The sequence below is a fragment of the Prevotella sp. P4-51 genome (genome assembly GCF_002251455.1).
Taxonomy (GTDB): domain Bacteria; phylum Bacteroidota; class Bacteroidia; order Bacteroidales; family Bacteroidaceae; genus Prevotella.
Genome location: NZ_NPJM01000031.1, coordinates 240,680 through 255,830 on the forward strand (window position 1 = coordinate 240,680; position 15,151 = coordinate 255,830).

The window sequence follows — 15,151 nt, forward strand, 5'->3', positions numbered from 1 at the left end:
TACTACCTTTGCACTCGCAAATAAGGAACAGGTAACTGGTGCGTTAGTTCAGTTGGTTAGAATACATGCCTGTCACGCATGGGGTCACGGGTTCGAGTCCCGTACGCACCGCAAGTTCTTCAGATGCAAAAAACTAACAAGGTGTGTTAGTTCAGTTGGTTAGAATACATGCCTGTCACGCATGGGGTCACGGGTTCGAGTCCCGTACACACCGCAGAAGAGTCTTAAGTTCTTACTTAAGACTCTTTTCGTTTATAGCAAACAAACACTAAGTTAATTAATAAATTATAAATAACCGCCGAAAACTGCCTATATTCATAATTTATCCCTAACTTTGCACAATATTAAATAATGATTGATATGAAAAAGATATTTTTATTGTTAATGATGCTGGCAAGCCTTGTCGCCTACGCGCAGCAGGAACAGCCAGAAATAAAGTTTGACAAGACCGTACATAACTTCGGCACGTTCAGTGAAAAGACACCTGTCCAGACTGCCGTTTTTGCATTCACTAATATCGGCAAAGCCCCTCTCATCATCAACCAGGCCATAGCCAGTTGCGGATGCACCATCCCCTCATATACAAAAGAGCCTATCATGCCCGGCGAAAAGGGAACTGTAAAAGTTACCTATAACGGGAAAGGCAAATTCCCTGGACATTTCAAGAAATCGATTACCATTAGGACTAACGGAAAAGTAGAAATGGTCCGTCTATATATAGAAGGAGATATGAAAGAAGAGTAACAAACAGTCCTATACGATAAGCAAAAAACTCATTCAAGCAGGTCTTGAATGAGTTTTTTGCTTATTACCTATTCTTGTGTTTCATAAACCAACGATGCAAGTAGAATACATATAGCATACATGCCATAATACTAATGGCAAGCGCAATCCATAAGGTGAGATACATCTCTCCGTGACATACCGCCAAGCCACCGACTACACCAAGTCCAATTCCCGTCTCCCAAGACAGAAAGTAACTACTCTGAGAAGTGCCACGTTGGCAATGAGTACTAAGTTTGATAAAGAACAAGAGAAAACGCGTACCTATCACCCCTACTCCCAACCCAAGCAATGTGGCTGAAATAGATATGACCTCATGACAACCAGAACGCTCAATGAGTAAAAACAATGCTATAATCATGGCAAGAAGAGCTGTTACCGCTTGACTCTTTAACTCGGCATTGACAAACGCAATCCTCTCTACAAGGACTGCCACAAACAATCCCAACAACATCCAAGCAAAAAAAGCAGCAGGCAACCGCAAGGTGTAAAGCATACCTACAACTACCATAATCAGTGCCAAACACACAAAGAGCATAACTCCGCCTGGCAAGAGAAAACGGTCCAAGCTACATCTTTCTATATTATCTGGAGGGGTCTTGAAAGGAAAGCGTATAACCGAAATAAGCAAGAGGGCCAATACTGACAACAGCACAGATAAAAGAAACGCGCGCTCAAGACTTACATGAGAAACCACCACAAGAGAGATCAGCGGGCCCAAAGCAACAGCAAGCCGACCGAACCAGTTGATATGATAATTAGCCTCTGTACGGAAATAAGACTGAACAGAATCAACGACCAGAGTAGAAAGCAAGACCATCTGTGCCAACCCGTAAACGGCACCTAATATGAATCGTAAGGCCACTACAAGTTCAAATCGAGCAGCCATTGGAGACGTGCGCAAATACAACATCATAAGGATATCGCCAATTAACAGCAAAATCGCATATTGACACACCCTTTTGCGACGATAACGCTCTACCAAATAACTTACAAATGGCCCAAAAGCATATAGACCCAGCACATACGCCCCCATTACAAGAGCCTGTGCCTGATAAGAGAAACCATTGATTCGCATATATGTCAACATTTCAGGTATCAACATATATACGCCTATTGAAAGTAAAGAATTGGCTATAGCCAAAAACCAGAATTCTTTATGCCAATGGCTCAGATGAATGGAGGTATTCTGTGTGTCCAATTTGAGAAATCATTGATTACTAAATCACAATAATCTGATATGGCTGAAGCACTATTTGTGGTAGCCAGTCCTACAACATACAAATTGGCAGCACGCGCCGCCTTCAGACCATTAAAACTATCTTCGAAGCCAATACATTCGTCAGGAAGTACACCCAAGACTTCGGCACCCTTAAGGTAACATTCGGGATGGGGCTTGCTATGGGAGAAGTCTTCAGAAGTAAGAATGGCGTCAAAATAATCCCGAAACTCAGGATGAGCCGCGTAGATACTTCTCATCTTTTCATTATTACTGCTTGTGACAATTGCCGTTTTGATATTTTTCTCTTTCAATGCCAAAACAAATTGCTGAAATCCGGGAACATAATCAAAATGCATATTCCGCTCAAATTCATTAAGACGACTTACAATCTGCGATTGTTCAGACTGAAGATGAGAAAAATACGCCGAAAATATCTGAGTCAAGGTTTGTCCCTTGATTCTCTTTGCAAAATCAGGAATATCAGAATGATACTGCCTGCCAATCTCTCCCCAAAAGAGCGTATATTGTGGCTCGGTATCAAATACGACACCATCCAAGTCAAAAAGCGCTGCTTTAATCATTATTCACTAAATAATTACTATTATTATGCAAAGTTACGACATTTTTATCGTAACTTTGCAAGGAACAAAAAGAAATTGATAATTAGCCGTTTAATTGTCATCAGACTATATGCAGATTATAACCAAATACTTCAACAAACTGAGTGAGGAACAAATTCAACAGTTTGCCAAACTCAAGGATTTATACAGAGATTGGAATGCAAAGATAAATGTAATATCACGCAAAGATATTGACAATCTCTACGAACACCACGTTCTTCACTCTCTCGCAATTGGAAAGTTTATTCATTTCAAGCCCGGTACTACCCTTCTTGACTTTGGTACTGGTGGCGGCTTTCCAGGTATTCCTCTTGCTATACTATTTCCCGAATGTAAGTTCAGGCTCATCGATGGAACTGGAAAGAAAATCATGGTGGCAACAGAAGTAGCCAAAGCAATAGGGCTGAAGAACGTCAACGCAGTCCATCTCCGCGGCGAGGAAGAAAAAGGAAAATTCGACTTTGTCGTGAGCAGAGCGGTCATGCCTCTACCTGACCTCGCCAAGATTGTGGCCAAAAATATTTCCAAGAAACAAAGCAATGCCCTCCCCAATGGTATTATCTGCCTCAAAGGAGGTGACTTGCAAGCAGAGATAAAGCCCTACTCCAATATTGCTGAAATTGCCCCCATCAGTAATTGGTTTGAAGAAGAATGGTTCAAAGAAAAAAACATATTATACATTCCATGCTGACAATAAAACGATTTACATGCAACATGTTGCAAGAGAATTGCTATGTGATAAGCGATGACACAAAGGAGTGTGTTATCTGTGATTGCGGAGCATACTCACAACATGAACGCCAAAGCATAATAGACTATATCAAAGAGCAGCAGCTCAAACCGGTGCACCTCATTGCCACACATGGCCATATTGATCATAATTTCGGTAATAATACTATTTATGAGCAATACGGTTTAAGGCCAGAAGTGCACAAGGAAGACGAACAACTGATGGAAATGCTCGACAAGCAAGCGGAAGGTTTGGTCAATGTGACCCTTGACTACCAGATGCCCAATCCCGTGTATTTTGATGAGAATCATGTCATCAGATTTGGAACACATGAGTTTACAATTATTGAAACGCCCGGCCATTCTCCTGGTAGCGTGTTCTTCTATTGCAAAGAAGAAAACGTTGCTTTCTCTGGCGACACATTGTTCAGACATGCCATTGGTCGCACGGATTTTATAGGAGGCTCAATGTTCCAGATAATACAAAGCCTTCGAATGATTTGCCAGCTTCCAGATATTACGAAAATATATCCTGGTCATGGCGAAACGACTACTATAGGCAATGAATTGGCCAGCAACCCGTATCTTGATAGATGACAGATAATGAACGCATCATTCTCGGTATAGACCCTGGCACAAATGTAATGGGTTATGGCGTCTTGAAAGCAGTCGGCAATAAAGCCCAACTGATGGCTTTGGGAGTAATAGATTTACGAAAGATGCACGACCCTTACATAAGATTAGGCAAGATTTTCGAAAGGATTACGGGAATTATCGACGAATATCAGCCCGACGAGATGGCTATAGAAGCTCCGTTCTTTGGGAAAAATGTCCAATCTATGCTGAAACTGGGAAGGGCTCAAGGGGTGGCAATTGCCGCAGCTATAAGGCGCGAAATCCCTATCCATGAATATGCTCCTCTTAAAATAAAGATGGCCATAACCGGACAAGGTCAGGCAAGCAAAGAGCAGGTGGCAGGAATGTTACAACGACTTCTCAAAATGGACGAGAAGGAAATGCCCAAGTTTATGGATGCAACTGACGCATTAGGTGTCGCTTATTGTCATTTTTTGCAACAGAATGCGCCACAAAGCGAGCATAAATACGGGAGTTGGAAAGATTTCGCGACAAGAAACCAAGACAGAATAAACAATATATCAAAGTTGAAGTAAACAGCAGAAGAAAATATGAGAACATTTTTAGTATCAATGTTGTTGCTATTGACAATGGCAACAAACGCAAGCGCTCAGGAAATCTACAAAGAGATTAAGCGCATCATGCAAAATCAAGAAGTCATCAAGTCGGATCCCAAGAAGACGCTTGACGAAAGGAAAATCGCAACATTCAAGTATGATGCCATATATTATATGATGGTGAAGGCTGGCGACAACCATGTAACAGCCTACGAATTAGGCAACCAGACGAGCGCAATGATAGACTTTGTCAATCTGTACATAAAGAGACTGTCAATGGAAAAGAAAAAGAATCAACGAGACATCATTATGAGCAGATTTAAAAAAGTCACTATCGAAAACGCATTGTTCAACGACATGGACAAAGACATTATTTATGCCTATGTTGACAACGACAACTTCATTACCCAATTCTCCTTGGACACAAACTGGGTTAAGGCACTTGAAGAAGTTCGCCGCAACAACTAAGCCAATACACGACTGGGCTTAATCTCAGTCATGAAATAAAAAAGAATGGCATTGTGGAAAACCACAGTGCCATTCTTTTTATAGGAAAGTATTACTCTTTTCGTCTTAATACGACCGCAGAGCGGGCTGGAATATAAAGCATCAACCACCCCTTATGGTCTTTAGCATACAACTTGTCGGAGTTGGTAAAATGGGTAATGGTATCATCAGCCAATCCATTTCCTCCATACAATTTAGAATCAGTGTTTAGCATCACTTCATACGCTCCCTCGGGCACGAGGAAGCCATAATCAGAATATGAGCGGGATGGAGAGAAATTGAATACAAATACCAAGTCTCCACGCATATATGCGAGAATCTGGTCACCATCATTATGCCATATTTCTTGCACTGCTGTCTTGTTGATGTTCTTTTCTGACTTCAATACACTAAGCATATCATGGTCAAAGTCGCCAAGATAGTGATAATCCAATTCCTTATTGTCTACAAGGTTCCACTGTCGGCGAGCATACTTATGGCTCCATCCGTTACCTTCACGCGGGAAATCAATCCATTCAGGATGTCCAAACTCATTTCCCATGAAATTCAGGTACCCTCCATTAATGGTAGAGGCCGTAACCAAGCGAATCATCTTATGAAGAGCGATACCACGTTGGGCGCACATATTCTCATCACCTTTCTTAAAATGCCAATACATATCGGCATCAACAAGACGGAATATTATGGTCTTGTCTCCGACAAGCGCCTGGTCATGGGATTCACAATAGGATATCGTCTTCTCATCAGACCTGCGATTGGTAACCTCCCAAAGAATGGAGCTTGGTTTCCAGTCCTCATCGCGTAACTCCTTGATGGTCTTAATCCAATAATCAGGGATATTCATTGCCATGCGATAGTCAAAGCCATAACCACCGTCAGCGAATTTGGCCGCTAAGCCAGGCATGCCACTTACTTCTTCAGCAATAGTAATCGCATGCTTGTTTACCTCATGAATAAGAATGTTAGCCAATGTAAGATAACAAATTGCATTGTCATCCTGATGCCCATTGAAATAATCTCCATAATTGGTGAATGCCTCACCCAACCCATGGCTATAATACAACATGGACGTTACTCCGTCAAAACGGAAGCCATCAAAATGGAATTCCGTCAACCAATACTTACAATTGGAAAGCAGGAAATGAACGACCTCGTCTTTGCCATAATCAAAGCATAAGCTGTCCCAAGCGGGATGCTCGTGACGCTCTCCCGGATAGAAGTACTGATTGGGGTCACCTGCAAGATTTCCAAGACCTTCTACCTCATTCTTGACAGCATGGGAATGAACAATATCCATGATTACAGCCACTCCGTGCTGATGGGCCTCGTCAATGAGCTGCTTCAGTTGCTCCGGAGTACCGAAACGCGACGATGAAGCAAAGAACGAACTGACATGATAACCGAAACTTCCATAATAAGGATGTTCCTGTATCGCCATAATCTGAATGCAATTATAGCCATCCTTGATTATACGAGGCAGAACATTGAGTCTAAACTCATCATAGGTTCCAACCTTCTCTGCATCCTGGGACATGCCGATATGACACTCGTAAATAAAGAGTGGATTGGTTTTAGGTACAAACGATTTCTTTTTCCATTTGTAAGGCTGTTCCGGATTCCAGACTTGGGCGGAGAAAATCTTCGTTTCTTCATCCTGAACGACGCGACGAGTCCATGCCGGGATACGCTCTCCCTCGCCACCTTCCCAATAGACATGCATCTTATAGAGGTCGCCATGATTTATGCTGTTTTCCGACAATTTCAACTCCCAATTGCCGGTACCTTTGATGCGCTTGCATCTATACTTGGGACTTTCCTTCCATTTATTAAAGTCACCTATCAGATAAATGTCAGTAGCATTGGGAGCCCATTCGCGGAACACCCAGCCTTTTTCAAGTTTATGCAATCCGTAATATTCATGTCCATTAGCAAAGTCTGATAATGTGGACTTGCCATTATCGGTATATTGAGAATATTTCCACTGAGCATGTTCATGCCTGCCACGAATAGCATCCTCAAAAGGAGCAAGATAGCCATCGCGCTTGACGATTCCCAAATGTTTAACTCGCTGACTCTTGGCCTGCTTTGCTGGAGAGTCAACTTTCAAGCCTTTTCTACAAGTTTTACTTGAAGTCACCATAACTTTAGATTTTTACTTTAAAAATTGCTTTCTTTATCTTTCGGGCGGTATCACCTATCATAGGTGCATGACCATCTTGAGGGAAAAAGATGGCAAACATACCAACTTGACACACAGGATAACACAAAGGCGTCAAGTCTGGGAAAAAGCCTATATCATTAACGGCATCAAAACCTTTAACATCTCTGTAGGTAATATCTATGTATCCGTATGTCTCCACTTCGGTCAAAGGAATCTGTATGTCTATCATTTCATGATGACACTCTACCTTGGCCTCATCTTTTGTTTTTCCAAAGCCCTCTTGGATGTTCACAAATATATTGTCACCATCAATTGGATAATGACCAGGCTCCATTGATTTCAAATCATTGGCTTTAAGATAATCAATGACTGTTTGAAAAGAACGGTTGAGAGCGACATACTTGGTAAGATTAGTCAAATTGTCAATTATCATAATTTCGTTTATTAAATTAATCTACTATTCTTCGTCCATGTTCATATTTGCCTTGAGCGACAATTTTTCCGTTGCGGTCTTTTTCCAAAAAACGGCCATTCCGCAGACCATCTGCATAAACACCCTCAAAGCGTTTACCATCTTTATCTTCTTCAATTGCAGGACCATTACGAAGTCCTTTCTTGTACATTCCTTTAAAGCGAGAACCATTTGCGAAATGGATTATCACTTCCCCATCAAACAAACCTTCTTTGAAATTGGCCTCAAATACATCGCCATTTTTCTTGACCAGCTTACCTTTGCCATGCTGACGGTCATTGCTCCAATATCCTGTATAGGTGTCTCCATTGGACCAATAGAATGAGCCATATCCATTTTTCTCTCCATTCTGAAAGTTTCCAACATACTTGTCACCATTAGAATACTTGAATATTCCTTCCCCTGTTCGTTCTCCTTGAACATATTTTCCTTCATAGTAATCACCATTCTGGAATTTGTAGATACCCAAGCCGTCCTGTATATCGTCTTTCCATTCTCCTATATATACATCCCCATCGGCATATCTGAATGTTCCCTTTCCAGATCTCTGATTGTCAAGCCACATACCATCATACGTGGTGCCATTGCCCCAATCAAAGAATCCCTTACCCGATTTTTTATCATTATCCCAATTGCCATTATAATATGCACCACTTGCAAAAGTATATTTTCCCTTGCCATGGCGCTTATCCTTCTGCCAATTGCCTTCATATTTGTCACCATTATAATAATACATAACTCCATGGCCCTGCTGTTCATCGCGAAACCAAAGCCCGACATACTTATTGTTGGTAAGGAAATAATAAGTTCCGCGTCCGTGTTGCTGATTTTGAAACCACGAACCTTCATATCTCTCACCATCGGAGAAAGAGTATACGCCATAACCATTGCGCTTTCCTTTTACATATTCCCCTTCATAAGTGTCTCCGTTTGTATATACTGCAGAACCTTTACCATTGGGCTTCCCACCCACCATTTCTCCTTTATATTGACCTCCATCAGAAGTTGTACACGAACCTAAATAAACTTTCTGCGCAGAAAGGAATAACGGAAATAATAGAAGTATATATATAACAATTGCTTTCTTAGTCATAAATTAATAGAATTTATTGCCAAAATTAGCAAAAAACGATGATACGGCAAAATATATTCTTAAAAATCACTACCTTTGCATCTATAAAAAACCAAATTATGACAAAGTTTATTGCAATCATTCCCGCCCGATACGCCTCTACCCGTTTTCCGGGCAAACCATTGGCAATTCTCGGTGGAAAACCAGTTATTCAAAGAGTTTACGAACAGGTTACATCTGTATTGCCCCATGCATACGTGGCAACAGACGACCAGCGCATTTTTGATACGGTAGTTAAATTTGGTGGAAATGCCATTATGACACGGAGTGACCATAAGAGTGGTACCGACCGCATACAGGAAGCTCTCACCAAAATCAATATTGATGCCGATGTCGTTGTTAACATCCAGGGTGACGAACCATTCATCCAGCAAAGTCAAATTGAAACTCTATGCAAATGCTTTGACGATGAAGATACCCAAATAGCCACCCTTGGCAAACCATTTACTACAATAGAAGCCGTCGAGAACCCTAATTCTCCCAAAATCGTAGTAAGCAATAGTGGTTATGCCATGTATTTCTCACGAAGCATTATACCCTTTGTCCGTGGAGTCGAGAAACAGGAATGGATTAACCGCTATCCCTTCTTAAAACACCTGGGCATCTATGCATATAGAAAAGAGGTACTTTCGCAAATAACCAAACTTCCACAATCATCATTGGAAATCGCAGAGAGTCTGGAACAATTAAGATGGCTTCAAAACGGATATAAGATTAAGGTTGGAACAACCTCTATTGAGACTGTCGGCATAGACACCCCCGAAGACCTCGAACGTGCAGAGGAATTCCTTGCCCAACACGAGAAAGACAACAGATAATTATTACATAAACGGCCATCTGAAGTTAATGCAGAAGATGGCCGTTTATTCCAAGATAATTGCTTATTTGTTTTTGTTTATAATTTTTTGAACATACGCGTCAATCACTGCCACCGCTGTAACATTCACTATGTCTCGCACCGAACTCTCAAAATCTGTAAAGTGAATCGGTTTGTTCAATCCCATCTGAATCGGACCAATAATTTCCGCATCAGGATCAAGGGCCTGAAGTAGTTTGTAACTACCATTAGCGCTGCTCATATTTGGGAAGACAAGCGTATTGACATCCTTTCCTTTCAGACGGGTAAATGGATATTTGTCATCTCTTAATTCCTTATTCAGAGCAAAATTCACTTGCATTTCTCCATCCACTTTCAAGTTGGGGAAATCTTTCTGGAGTTGCTCCACTGCAGCATGAACTTTCTGAGGGCTACCTACGTCATCCGTTCCAAAATTAGAGTAACTGATCATTGCAATGACGGGTTCTACATTAAAGAACTTAACAGCATTAGCGCTCAACTTGGCAATATCATAAAGCACATTCTGGTCCGGATGTCTATTAATCAGCGTATCAGCTATAAAATACGTACCTTTCTTAGTATTCAGAATATGCATAGTGGCAAATGTGTTGTACTCGGGACGTATTCCAATAACCTCTTTCGCCACCTTGATAGTATTGGAATACTTGGTGTAAAGTCCGGTTATAAATGCATCGGCATCCCCCTGCTCCACCATAGACATTCCAAAGTAATTGCGCTCATACATCTTGTCGTATGCCTCTTCAAAAGTATATCCTTGACGTGCACGTTTCTCTGCCAAATGCTTGGCATAAGTAGCTCTGCGGCCCTGCTCTTTATCGGCGCGCATATCCACAATCTCTATATTTGCAAGGTCGAGCTTCAAGCGATTGGCCAGGCGATTCAGGCGGTCAGGGTTACCAAGCAAGATTGGCTGGCAGATTCCTTCTTGACGGGCCTGCACTGCCGCCTTCATCATCGTTGGGTGTCCACCTTCCGCAAATACCACACGTTGAGGATGCAAAGCTGCAGTGGCATGCAGATTACGAGTGAGCTTGGTCTCCTGACCTAACATCTGCCGCAAATGGTCCTTATATGCATCCCAATCCTTTATCTCCAGACGGGCCACACCACTTTCTATAGCGGCTTTAGCTACAGCGGCACTAACATCCGTAATCAATCTGGGGTCAACGGGCTTCGGTATGAAGTAATCAGGACCGAATTCCAATTCGTTTACGTGATATACCTCGTTGACGACATCAGGAACAGGCTGCTTGGCCAAATCAGCTATTGCGTGTACAGCAGCCATTTTCATTTCTTCATTTATGGCGCGCGCATGCACATCAAGCGCACCTCTGAATATATATGGGAAACCTATTACATTGTTTATCTGATTAGGATAATCACTTCTACCTGTTGACATCAACACATCTGGACGACTTGCCATGGCATCTTCGTAGCTGATTTCAGGCACAGGATTTGCCAGAGCAAAAACAATAGGACTTTTCGCCATCGAACGTATCATGTCCTGAGTAAGCACATTGCCCTTGGACAGTCCCACGAAGACATCGGCACCCTTTATAGCTTCTTCCAGAGTATGTACATCTCTGCGCTCGGTTGCAAACAATGCTTTCTGCGGAGTCAGTTTTTCTCTATCGGTAGTAATCACGCCCTTTGAATCAAGCATTACTATATTCTCACGGCGTGCGCCAAGTGCAACATATAGTTTTGTACAGCTGATTGCTGCTGCTCCCGCACCATTGACAACGATTTTTACCTTGGCAATATCCTTGCCAGCAACCTCCAAGGCATTTTTCAGTCCCGCAGCGCTGATAATTGCAGTACCATGCTGGTCGTCATGCATTACTGGGATATCAAGGTTTTTCTTCAAACGCTCTTCTATATAGAAACACTCGGGAGCCTTGATGTCCTCAAGATTAATACCACCAAATGAAGGGGCTATGCGCTCAACTGCCTCACAGAACTTTTCCGGGTCTTTCTCGTCAACTTCGATATCAAAGACATCAATACCTCCGTAGATTTTGAATAGCAATCCCTTACCTTCCATAACTGGCTTTCCACTAAGGGCGCCGATATCTCCTAATCCAAGAACTGCCGTACCATTAGAGATAACAGCCACCAAATTACCTTTGTCGGTATATTTGTATGCATCGTCCGGATTGTTCTGGATTTCCAAACACGGGAATGCTACACCTGGCGAATAAGCCAAGCTCAAATCAGTTTGAGTATGAAATGGTTTGGTTGGTTTAACCTCAATCTTTCCAGGTCTGCCATTTTGGTGATACTCCAAAGCGGCCTCTTTCGTAATCTTTACCATCTTTATCTTAGAGTTTATTTATGTTACCATCTGAAATAATAATGTGACAAAGTTAACAAAAAACCCACAAACAAGGACAAGTTTTTATCTTTTTTTTATACTTTTGCATTTAGAAAATATATAATGTCATCATGGCAAACGAAACGATTTACAGAAAGGAACTTAAAGGCAAGATTCTCAAGACCGCAATGGAGCAGTTTCTCCTGCATGGTATCAAGAAAATCAAGATGGATGACATTGCCAAGATACTTGGTATTTCAAAGCGCACGCTATATGAAATCTACCAGGATAAAGAGCAATTGTTATACGAAGGTCTATTAGAGACCGAAGAACACATCGACGCCTACCTGCTTAACTATGCCCAAGGAGGAAAGCGCAATGCCGTCGAAATCCTGATGGAATCGTATTACATACAAGTTGACGCATTCTCCCACATTAATCCACAGTTTTTCATAGACATACCCAAATATAAGACAGTAATGGAGATGCACGCCAAACGACGTAAGGAGCGCGAAAAGACCATTAGTGATTTTTTCCAATGGGGCATTGAAGACGGGTACTTCAGGCAAGGAACCAACTTTGCCATTATCACTGAAGTTGTACAAAACGCCATGACATATATTATTGAAACGGGCATGTACAACAAATACTCCTTTCAGAGTATCTTCGACAATACCATTCTTGTATTTATCCGCGGTATGTGTACGGAAAAAGGCATACAAATTGTGGATGAGAAATCAAGCCGAAGGCGTTAAAGTCGGGCCACCGACTTAACGCCTTTTACTGTTTGCAACTTCTTAATCAGGCTTGCCATGCGCGATGTGTCATCTATCATTACGACCAGATTGCCGCTGAACAACCCGTCATGACTGTCTATATTGATACTCCGCATGACAATGCGTTCTTCCTTTGATATAATATTAGTAATATTGCTTACTATACCTATATCGTCATTGCCGATAATACGTAAAGTCACGCTATATTGGGAGTTGCCCTTTCCACTCCAACGCGCCTTTACAAATCTATAACCGAAACGCCTCCTCAATTCAGGGGCATTAGGACAGTCTGTGCGGTGAATCTTTATACCACCATTAATGGTGACAAAACCGAAAATATCATCACCATAAATAGGACTACAGCATCTTGCCAGACTATATTCTATGCCTTTCAGATTGCGGTCAATTACCAGAACATCGTCATCATTCCCTTTAGACTTGAAATCAGTACCATCATAATTGAACTCTTCCGCAGACTGAATCTGGCGTTGCTGCGCCATAGCAGACTGATGGTCACGCAGCTCTACATATTTCTCAATAATGGTGTTGATGTCAAGTTTCCCATCAGCCACATTTCTATAGAAATCAGAGCGCTCCTTAAATCCCATCTTTTTGATAAGGATATTAACAAGCGTTTCATCTATCTCAATCTTACGATTCTTGAACCTGCGCTCAAGCATTTCTCGGGCGAGAAGTCCCTCTTTAGCCTGAGTCTCCTTGAGCGCCAACTTGACCTTGGCTTTGGCCTTTGGCGTCTTTACGATACCCAACCAACTGGGCTTGGGCCTCTGATTGTTTTGCGTCAGAATCTCTATCGTATCACCGGAATGCAATGTCTCGCGTATAGACACGATACGCCCATTAAGACGGGCACCTATACAAGAATTACCGACAGCAGTATGTACATAATAAGCGAAATCAAGTACGGTGGCACCTTGTGAGAACTTGAACAGATCGCCCTTGGGCGTAAAGACATAGACTTCCTCATCCTGCAAGTTCATCTTGAACTGATCCATAACCTGCAGGTCATCACCGGCTTCAAGCGCCGAACGGATGCTGGCAAGCCAGGTATCCATATTGCCCTCGCTCTTAACGCCTTTATAGCGCCAATGGGCGGCAAGACCATGCTCGGCAATATCGTCCATGCGCTGAGTACGTATCTGCACTTCCACCCACTTGCCTTCTGGGCCCAACACCGTGATATGAAGACATTCATATCCATTAGACTTTGGCATACTCAGCCAGTCTCTCAATCGTTTGGGATTGGGCTGATACATATCGGTAACGATAGAGAATGTCTGCCAGCAGAGCATCTTTTCCTTGTCTAAAGGCGAGTCAAGGATGATGCGAATGGCAAAGAGGTCATATATTTTATCAAAGCCACACTGCTGCTTCTTCATCTTTTGCCAAATGGAATGAATGCTCTTGGTACGACCTTTCATATGATAGACGAGACCAGCCTCATCCAGTTTAGCCTTTAGAGGAGTGATAAAACGCTCAATGTAAGCATCGCGCGAACGCTTGGTAGCATTAAGGTTCTCCTTTATCATATAATAGGCATCGGTCTCAAGATATTTCAGACTCAGGTCCTCAAGTTCACTTTTCAGCTTATACAGACCTAACTTATGAGCCAATGGCGCATATAGATAACTGGCCTCCTCGCTTACTTGGCGTTTGGCTTCAAGATTAGAATTGTCACGAATCTGCCTCATCAACGTCACGCGATCGGCAATCATGATGAGAATCACGCGCATATCTTCAGCAAAAGACAGCAGCAGATTACGGAAATTTTCGCTTTCTATTACAGGATTTTTCTTATACAAGTCATGTATGCGGCACAGACCATGCAGGATGCGTCCTACATTATCACCGAAGAGCGAGGTAAGGTGGTCAATGTCCTCGTTACCCCCAATCACTTCCTCATAGAGCAGAATGGCAAATACGCCATCACGCTTAAGCCCTATCTCTGTTACGGCCAGCCAAGCCGTCTGTAGGGCATGCAGAATGGGGTTGAGACCGAACATATCACGCTGGATACGTTGGCTGTTGATGGCTTGCTCTATATGCTGGCGCATCAGCTGTTCGTCACCGGGAGCCAGCGAGTCGGCTATGGCCTCCCGTATCTGAAATATCAGTTTTATCGCTGCGCTGCGCTCGTTATCCGAAAATGCAAATACATCGTTCATACGTATGTCTTCTCTATATAATTAGTAATCCTTTATGGTGTCCATATCTGCTGTCAATGCACCTGTAACACACCAAAGTATAGGGTGCAAAGGTACGTCTTTTAGCAGAAACGGCAAAGCAAAACCGTAGGCTTTTTACGGCTGTTTGACATAAGTTAATGATTAAGGGAAAAAACTTAATATAATTCGTCTGTTTC

At 42.3% G+C, this 15,151-nt stretch carries 14 protein-coding genes and 2 tRNA genes; 9 read left to right on the plus strand and 7 right to left on the minus strand.

The window, feature by feature from the left end:
- Window positions 1-37: 37 nt before the first annotated feature.
- From CIK94_RS03825 to CIK94_RS03835, 3 genes are all read left to right on the plus strand, one after another.
- Window positions 38-111 (plus strand) — tRNA-Asp (locus CIK94_RS03825).
- A 29-nt stretch (window positions 112-140) separates the two neighbouring features.
- Window positions 141-214 (plus strand) — tRNA-Asp (locus CIK94_RS03830).
- A 146-nt stretch (window positions 215-360) separates the two neighbouring features.
- The gene (locus CIK94_RS03835; protein ID WP_022311494.1) at window positions 361-744 is read left to right on the plus strand and encodes a DUF1573 domain-containing protein; all 384 of its coding nucleotides are present in this window, start codon (window positions 361-363) and stop codon (window positions 742-744) included.
- Window positions 745-808: 64 nt separating this feature from the next.
- Here CIK94_RS03835 and CIK94_RS03840 read toward each other — a convergent pair whose 3' ends face one another.
- Both CIK94_RS03840 and CIK94_RS03845 read right to left on the minus strand, forming a co-directional pair.
- On the minus strand, window positions 809-1,984 hold the full coding sequence (locus CIK94_RS03840) for an MFS transporter (RefSeq protein ID WP_144007796.1): 1,176 nt from the start codon (window positions 1,982-1,984) through the stop codon (window positions 809-811).
- On the minus strand, window positions 1,954-2,586 hold the full coding sequence (locus CIK94_RS03845; protein WP_094387464.1) for an HAD family phosphatase: 633 nt from the start codon (window positions 2,584-2,586) through the stop codon (window positions 1,954-1,956). The genes CIK94_RS03840 and CIK94_RS03845 overlap by 31 nt, the downstream gene beginning before the upstream one ends.
- Window positions 2,587-2,695: 109 nt before the next feature.
- Between CIK94_RS03845 and rsmG the strand changes: the two genes are divergently transcribed.
- From rsmG to CIK94_RS03865, 4 genes are read left to right on the plus strand one after another with little or no spacing between them, the layout of a single operon-like run.
- Window positions 2,696-3,316 (plus strand): 16S rRNA (guanine(527)-N(7))-methyltransferase RsmG, encoded by a 621-nt coding sequence (gene rsmG, locus CIK94_RS03850; RefSeq protein ID WP_022311497.1) that lies wholly within the window; start codon window positions 2,696-2,698, stop codon window positions 3,314-3,316.
- Window positions 3,310-3,951 (plus strand): MBL fold metallo-hydrolase, encoded by a 642-nt coding sequence (locus tag CIK94_RS03855; RefSeq protein ID WP_094421388.1) that lies wholly within the window; start codon window positions 3,310-3,312, stop codon window positions 3,949-3,951. The genes rsmG and CIK94_RS03855 overlap by 7 nt, the downstream gene beginning before the upstream one ends.
- A complete protein-coding gene (gene ruvC, locus CIK94_RS03860) occupies window positions 3,948-4,526 on the plus strand; it encodes a crossover junction endodeoxyribonuclease RuvC (RefSeq protein ID WP_094421390.1) in 579 nt (192 codons plus the stop codon). The genes CIK94_RS03855 and ruvC overlap by 4 nt, the downstream gene beginning before the upstream one ends.
- 54 nt (window positions 4,527-4,580) lie before the next feature.
- Window positions 4,581-5,015: a hypothetical protein gene (locus CIK94_RS03865; RefSeq protein WP_254046043.1), complete on the plus strand. Its 435-nt coding sequence runs from the start codon at window positions 4,581-4,583 to the stop codon at window positions 5,013-5,015.
- Window positions 5,016-5,106: 91 nt separating this feature from the next.
- Here the strand turns inward: CIK94_RS03865 and CIK94_RS03870 are convergent, their stop codons facing one another.
- The 3 genes from CIK94_RS03870 to CIK94_RS03880 are packed head-to-tail and all read right to left on the minus strand — an operon-like array spanning window position 5,107 to window position 8,780.
- Entirely contained in the window at window positions 5,107-7,194 is a 2,088-nt protein-coding gene (locus CIK94_RS03870; RefSeq protein ID WP_094388867.1) for an alpha amylase C-terminal domain-containing protein, read from the minus strand.
- Window positions 7,195-7,198: 4 nt separating this feature from the next.
- Window positions 7,199-7,648 carry a YhcH/YjgK/YiaL family protein gene (locus CIK94_RS03875; protein WP_094387461.1) on the minus strand — a complete coding sequence of 150 codons (450 nt, stop codon included), beginning with the start codon at window positions 7,646-7,648 and terminating at the stop codon, window positions 7,199-7,201.
- Window positions 7,649-7,664: 16 nt separating this feature from the next.
- A complete protein-coding gene (locus CIK94_RS03880; RefSeq protein WP_094421392.1) occupies window positions 7,665-8,780 on the minus strand; it encodes a phosphatidylinositol-4-phosphate 5-kinase in 1,116 nt (371 codons plus the stop codon).
- A gap of 98 nt (window positions 8,781-8,878) precedes the next feature.
- On the opposite strand from CIK94_RS03880, the gene kdsB reads away from it, so the two are divergent.
- Window positions 8,879-9,637 carry a 3-deoxy-manno-octulosonate cytidylyltransferase gene (kdsB, locus tag CIK94_RS03885; protein ID WP_094421422.1) on the plus strand — a complete coding sequence of 253 codons (759 nt, stop codon included), beginning with the start codon at window positions 8,879-8,881 and terminating at the stop codon, window positions 9,635-9,637.
- A gap of 63 nt (window positions 9,638-9,700) precedes the next feature.
- Here kdsB and CIK94_RS03890 read toward each other — a convergent pair whose 3' ends face one another.
- Window positions 9,701-11,992 (minus strand): NADP-dependent malic enzyme, encoded by a 2,292-nt coding sequence (locus tag CIK94_RS03890; protein WP_094421394.1) that lies wholly within the window; start codon window positions 11,990-11,992, stop codon window positions 9,701-9,703.
- Between the two features lie 131 nt (window positions 11,993-12,123).
- Here CIK94_RS03890 and CIK94_RS03895 point away from each other — a divergent pair, with 131 nt between their 5' ends.
- The gene (locus CIK94_RS03895) at window positions 12,124-12,747 is read left to right on the plus strand and encodes a TetR/AcrR family transcriptional regulator (protein WP_022311506.1); all 624 of its coding nucleotides are present in this window, start codon (window positions 12,124-12,126) and stop codon (window positions 12,745-12,747) included.
- Here CIK94_RS03895 and CIK94_RS03900 read toward each other — a convergent pair.
- Window positions 12,744-14,954, minus strand: a complete 2,211-nt coding sequence (locus CIK94_RS03900) for a bifunctional (p)ppGpp synthetase/guanosine-3',5'-bis(diphosphate) 3'-pyrophosphohydrolase (protein ID WP_094421396.1) — start codon at window positions 14,952-14,954, stop codon at window positions 12,744-12,746. The two genes, CIK94_RS03895 and CIK94_RS03900, sit on opposite strands and share 4 nt — an antisense overlap.
- Window positions 14,955-15,151 lie beyond the last annotated feature (197 nt).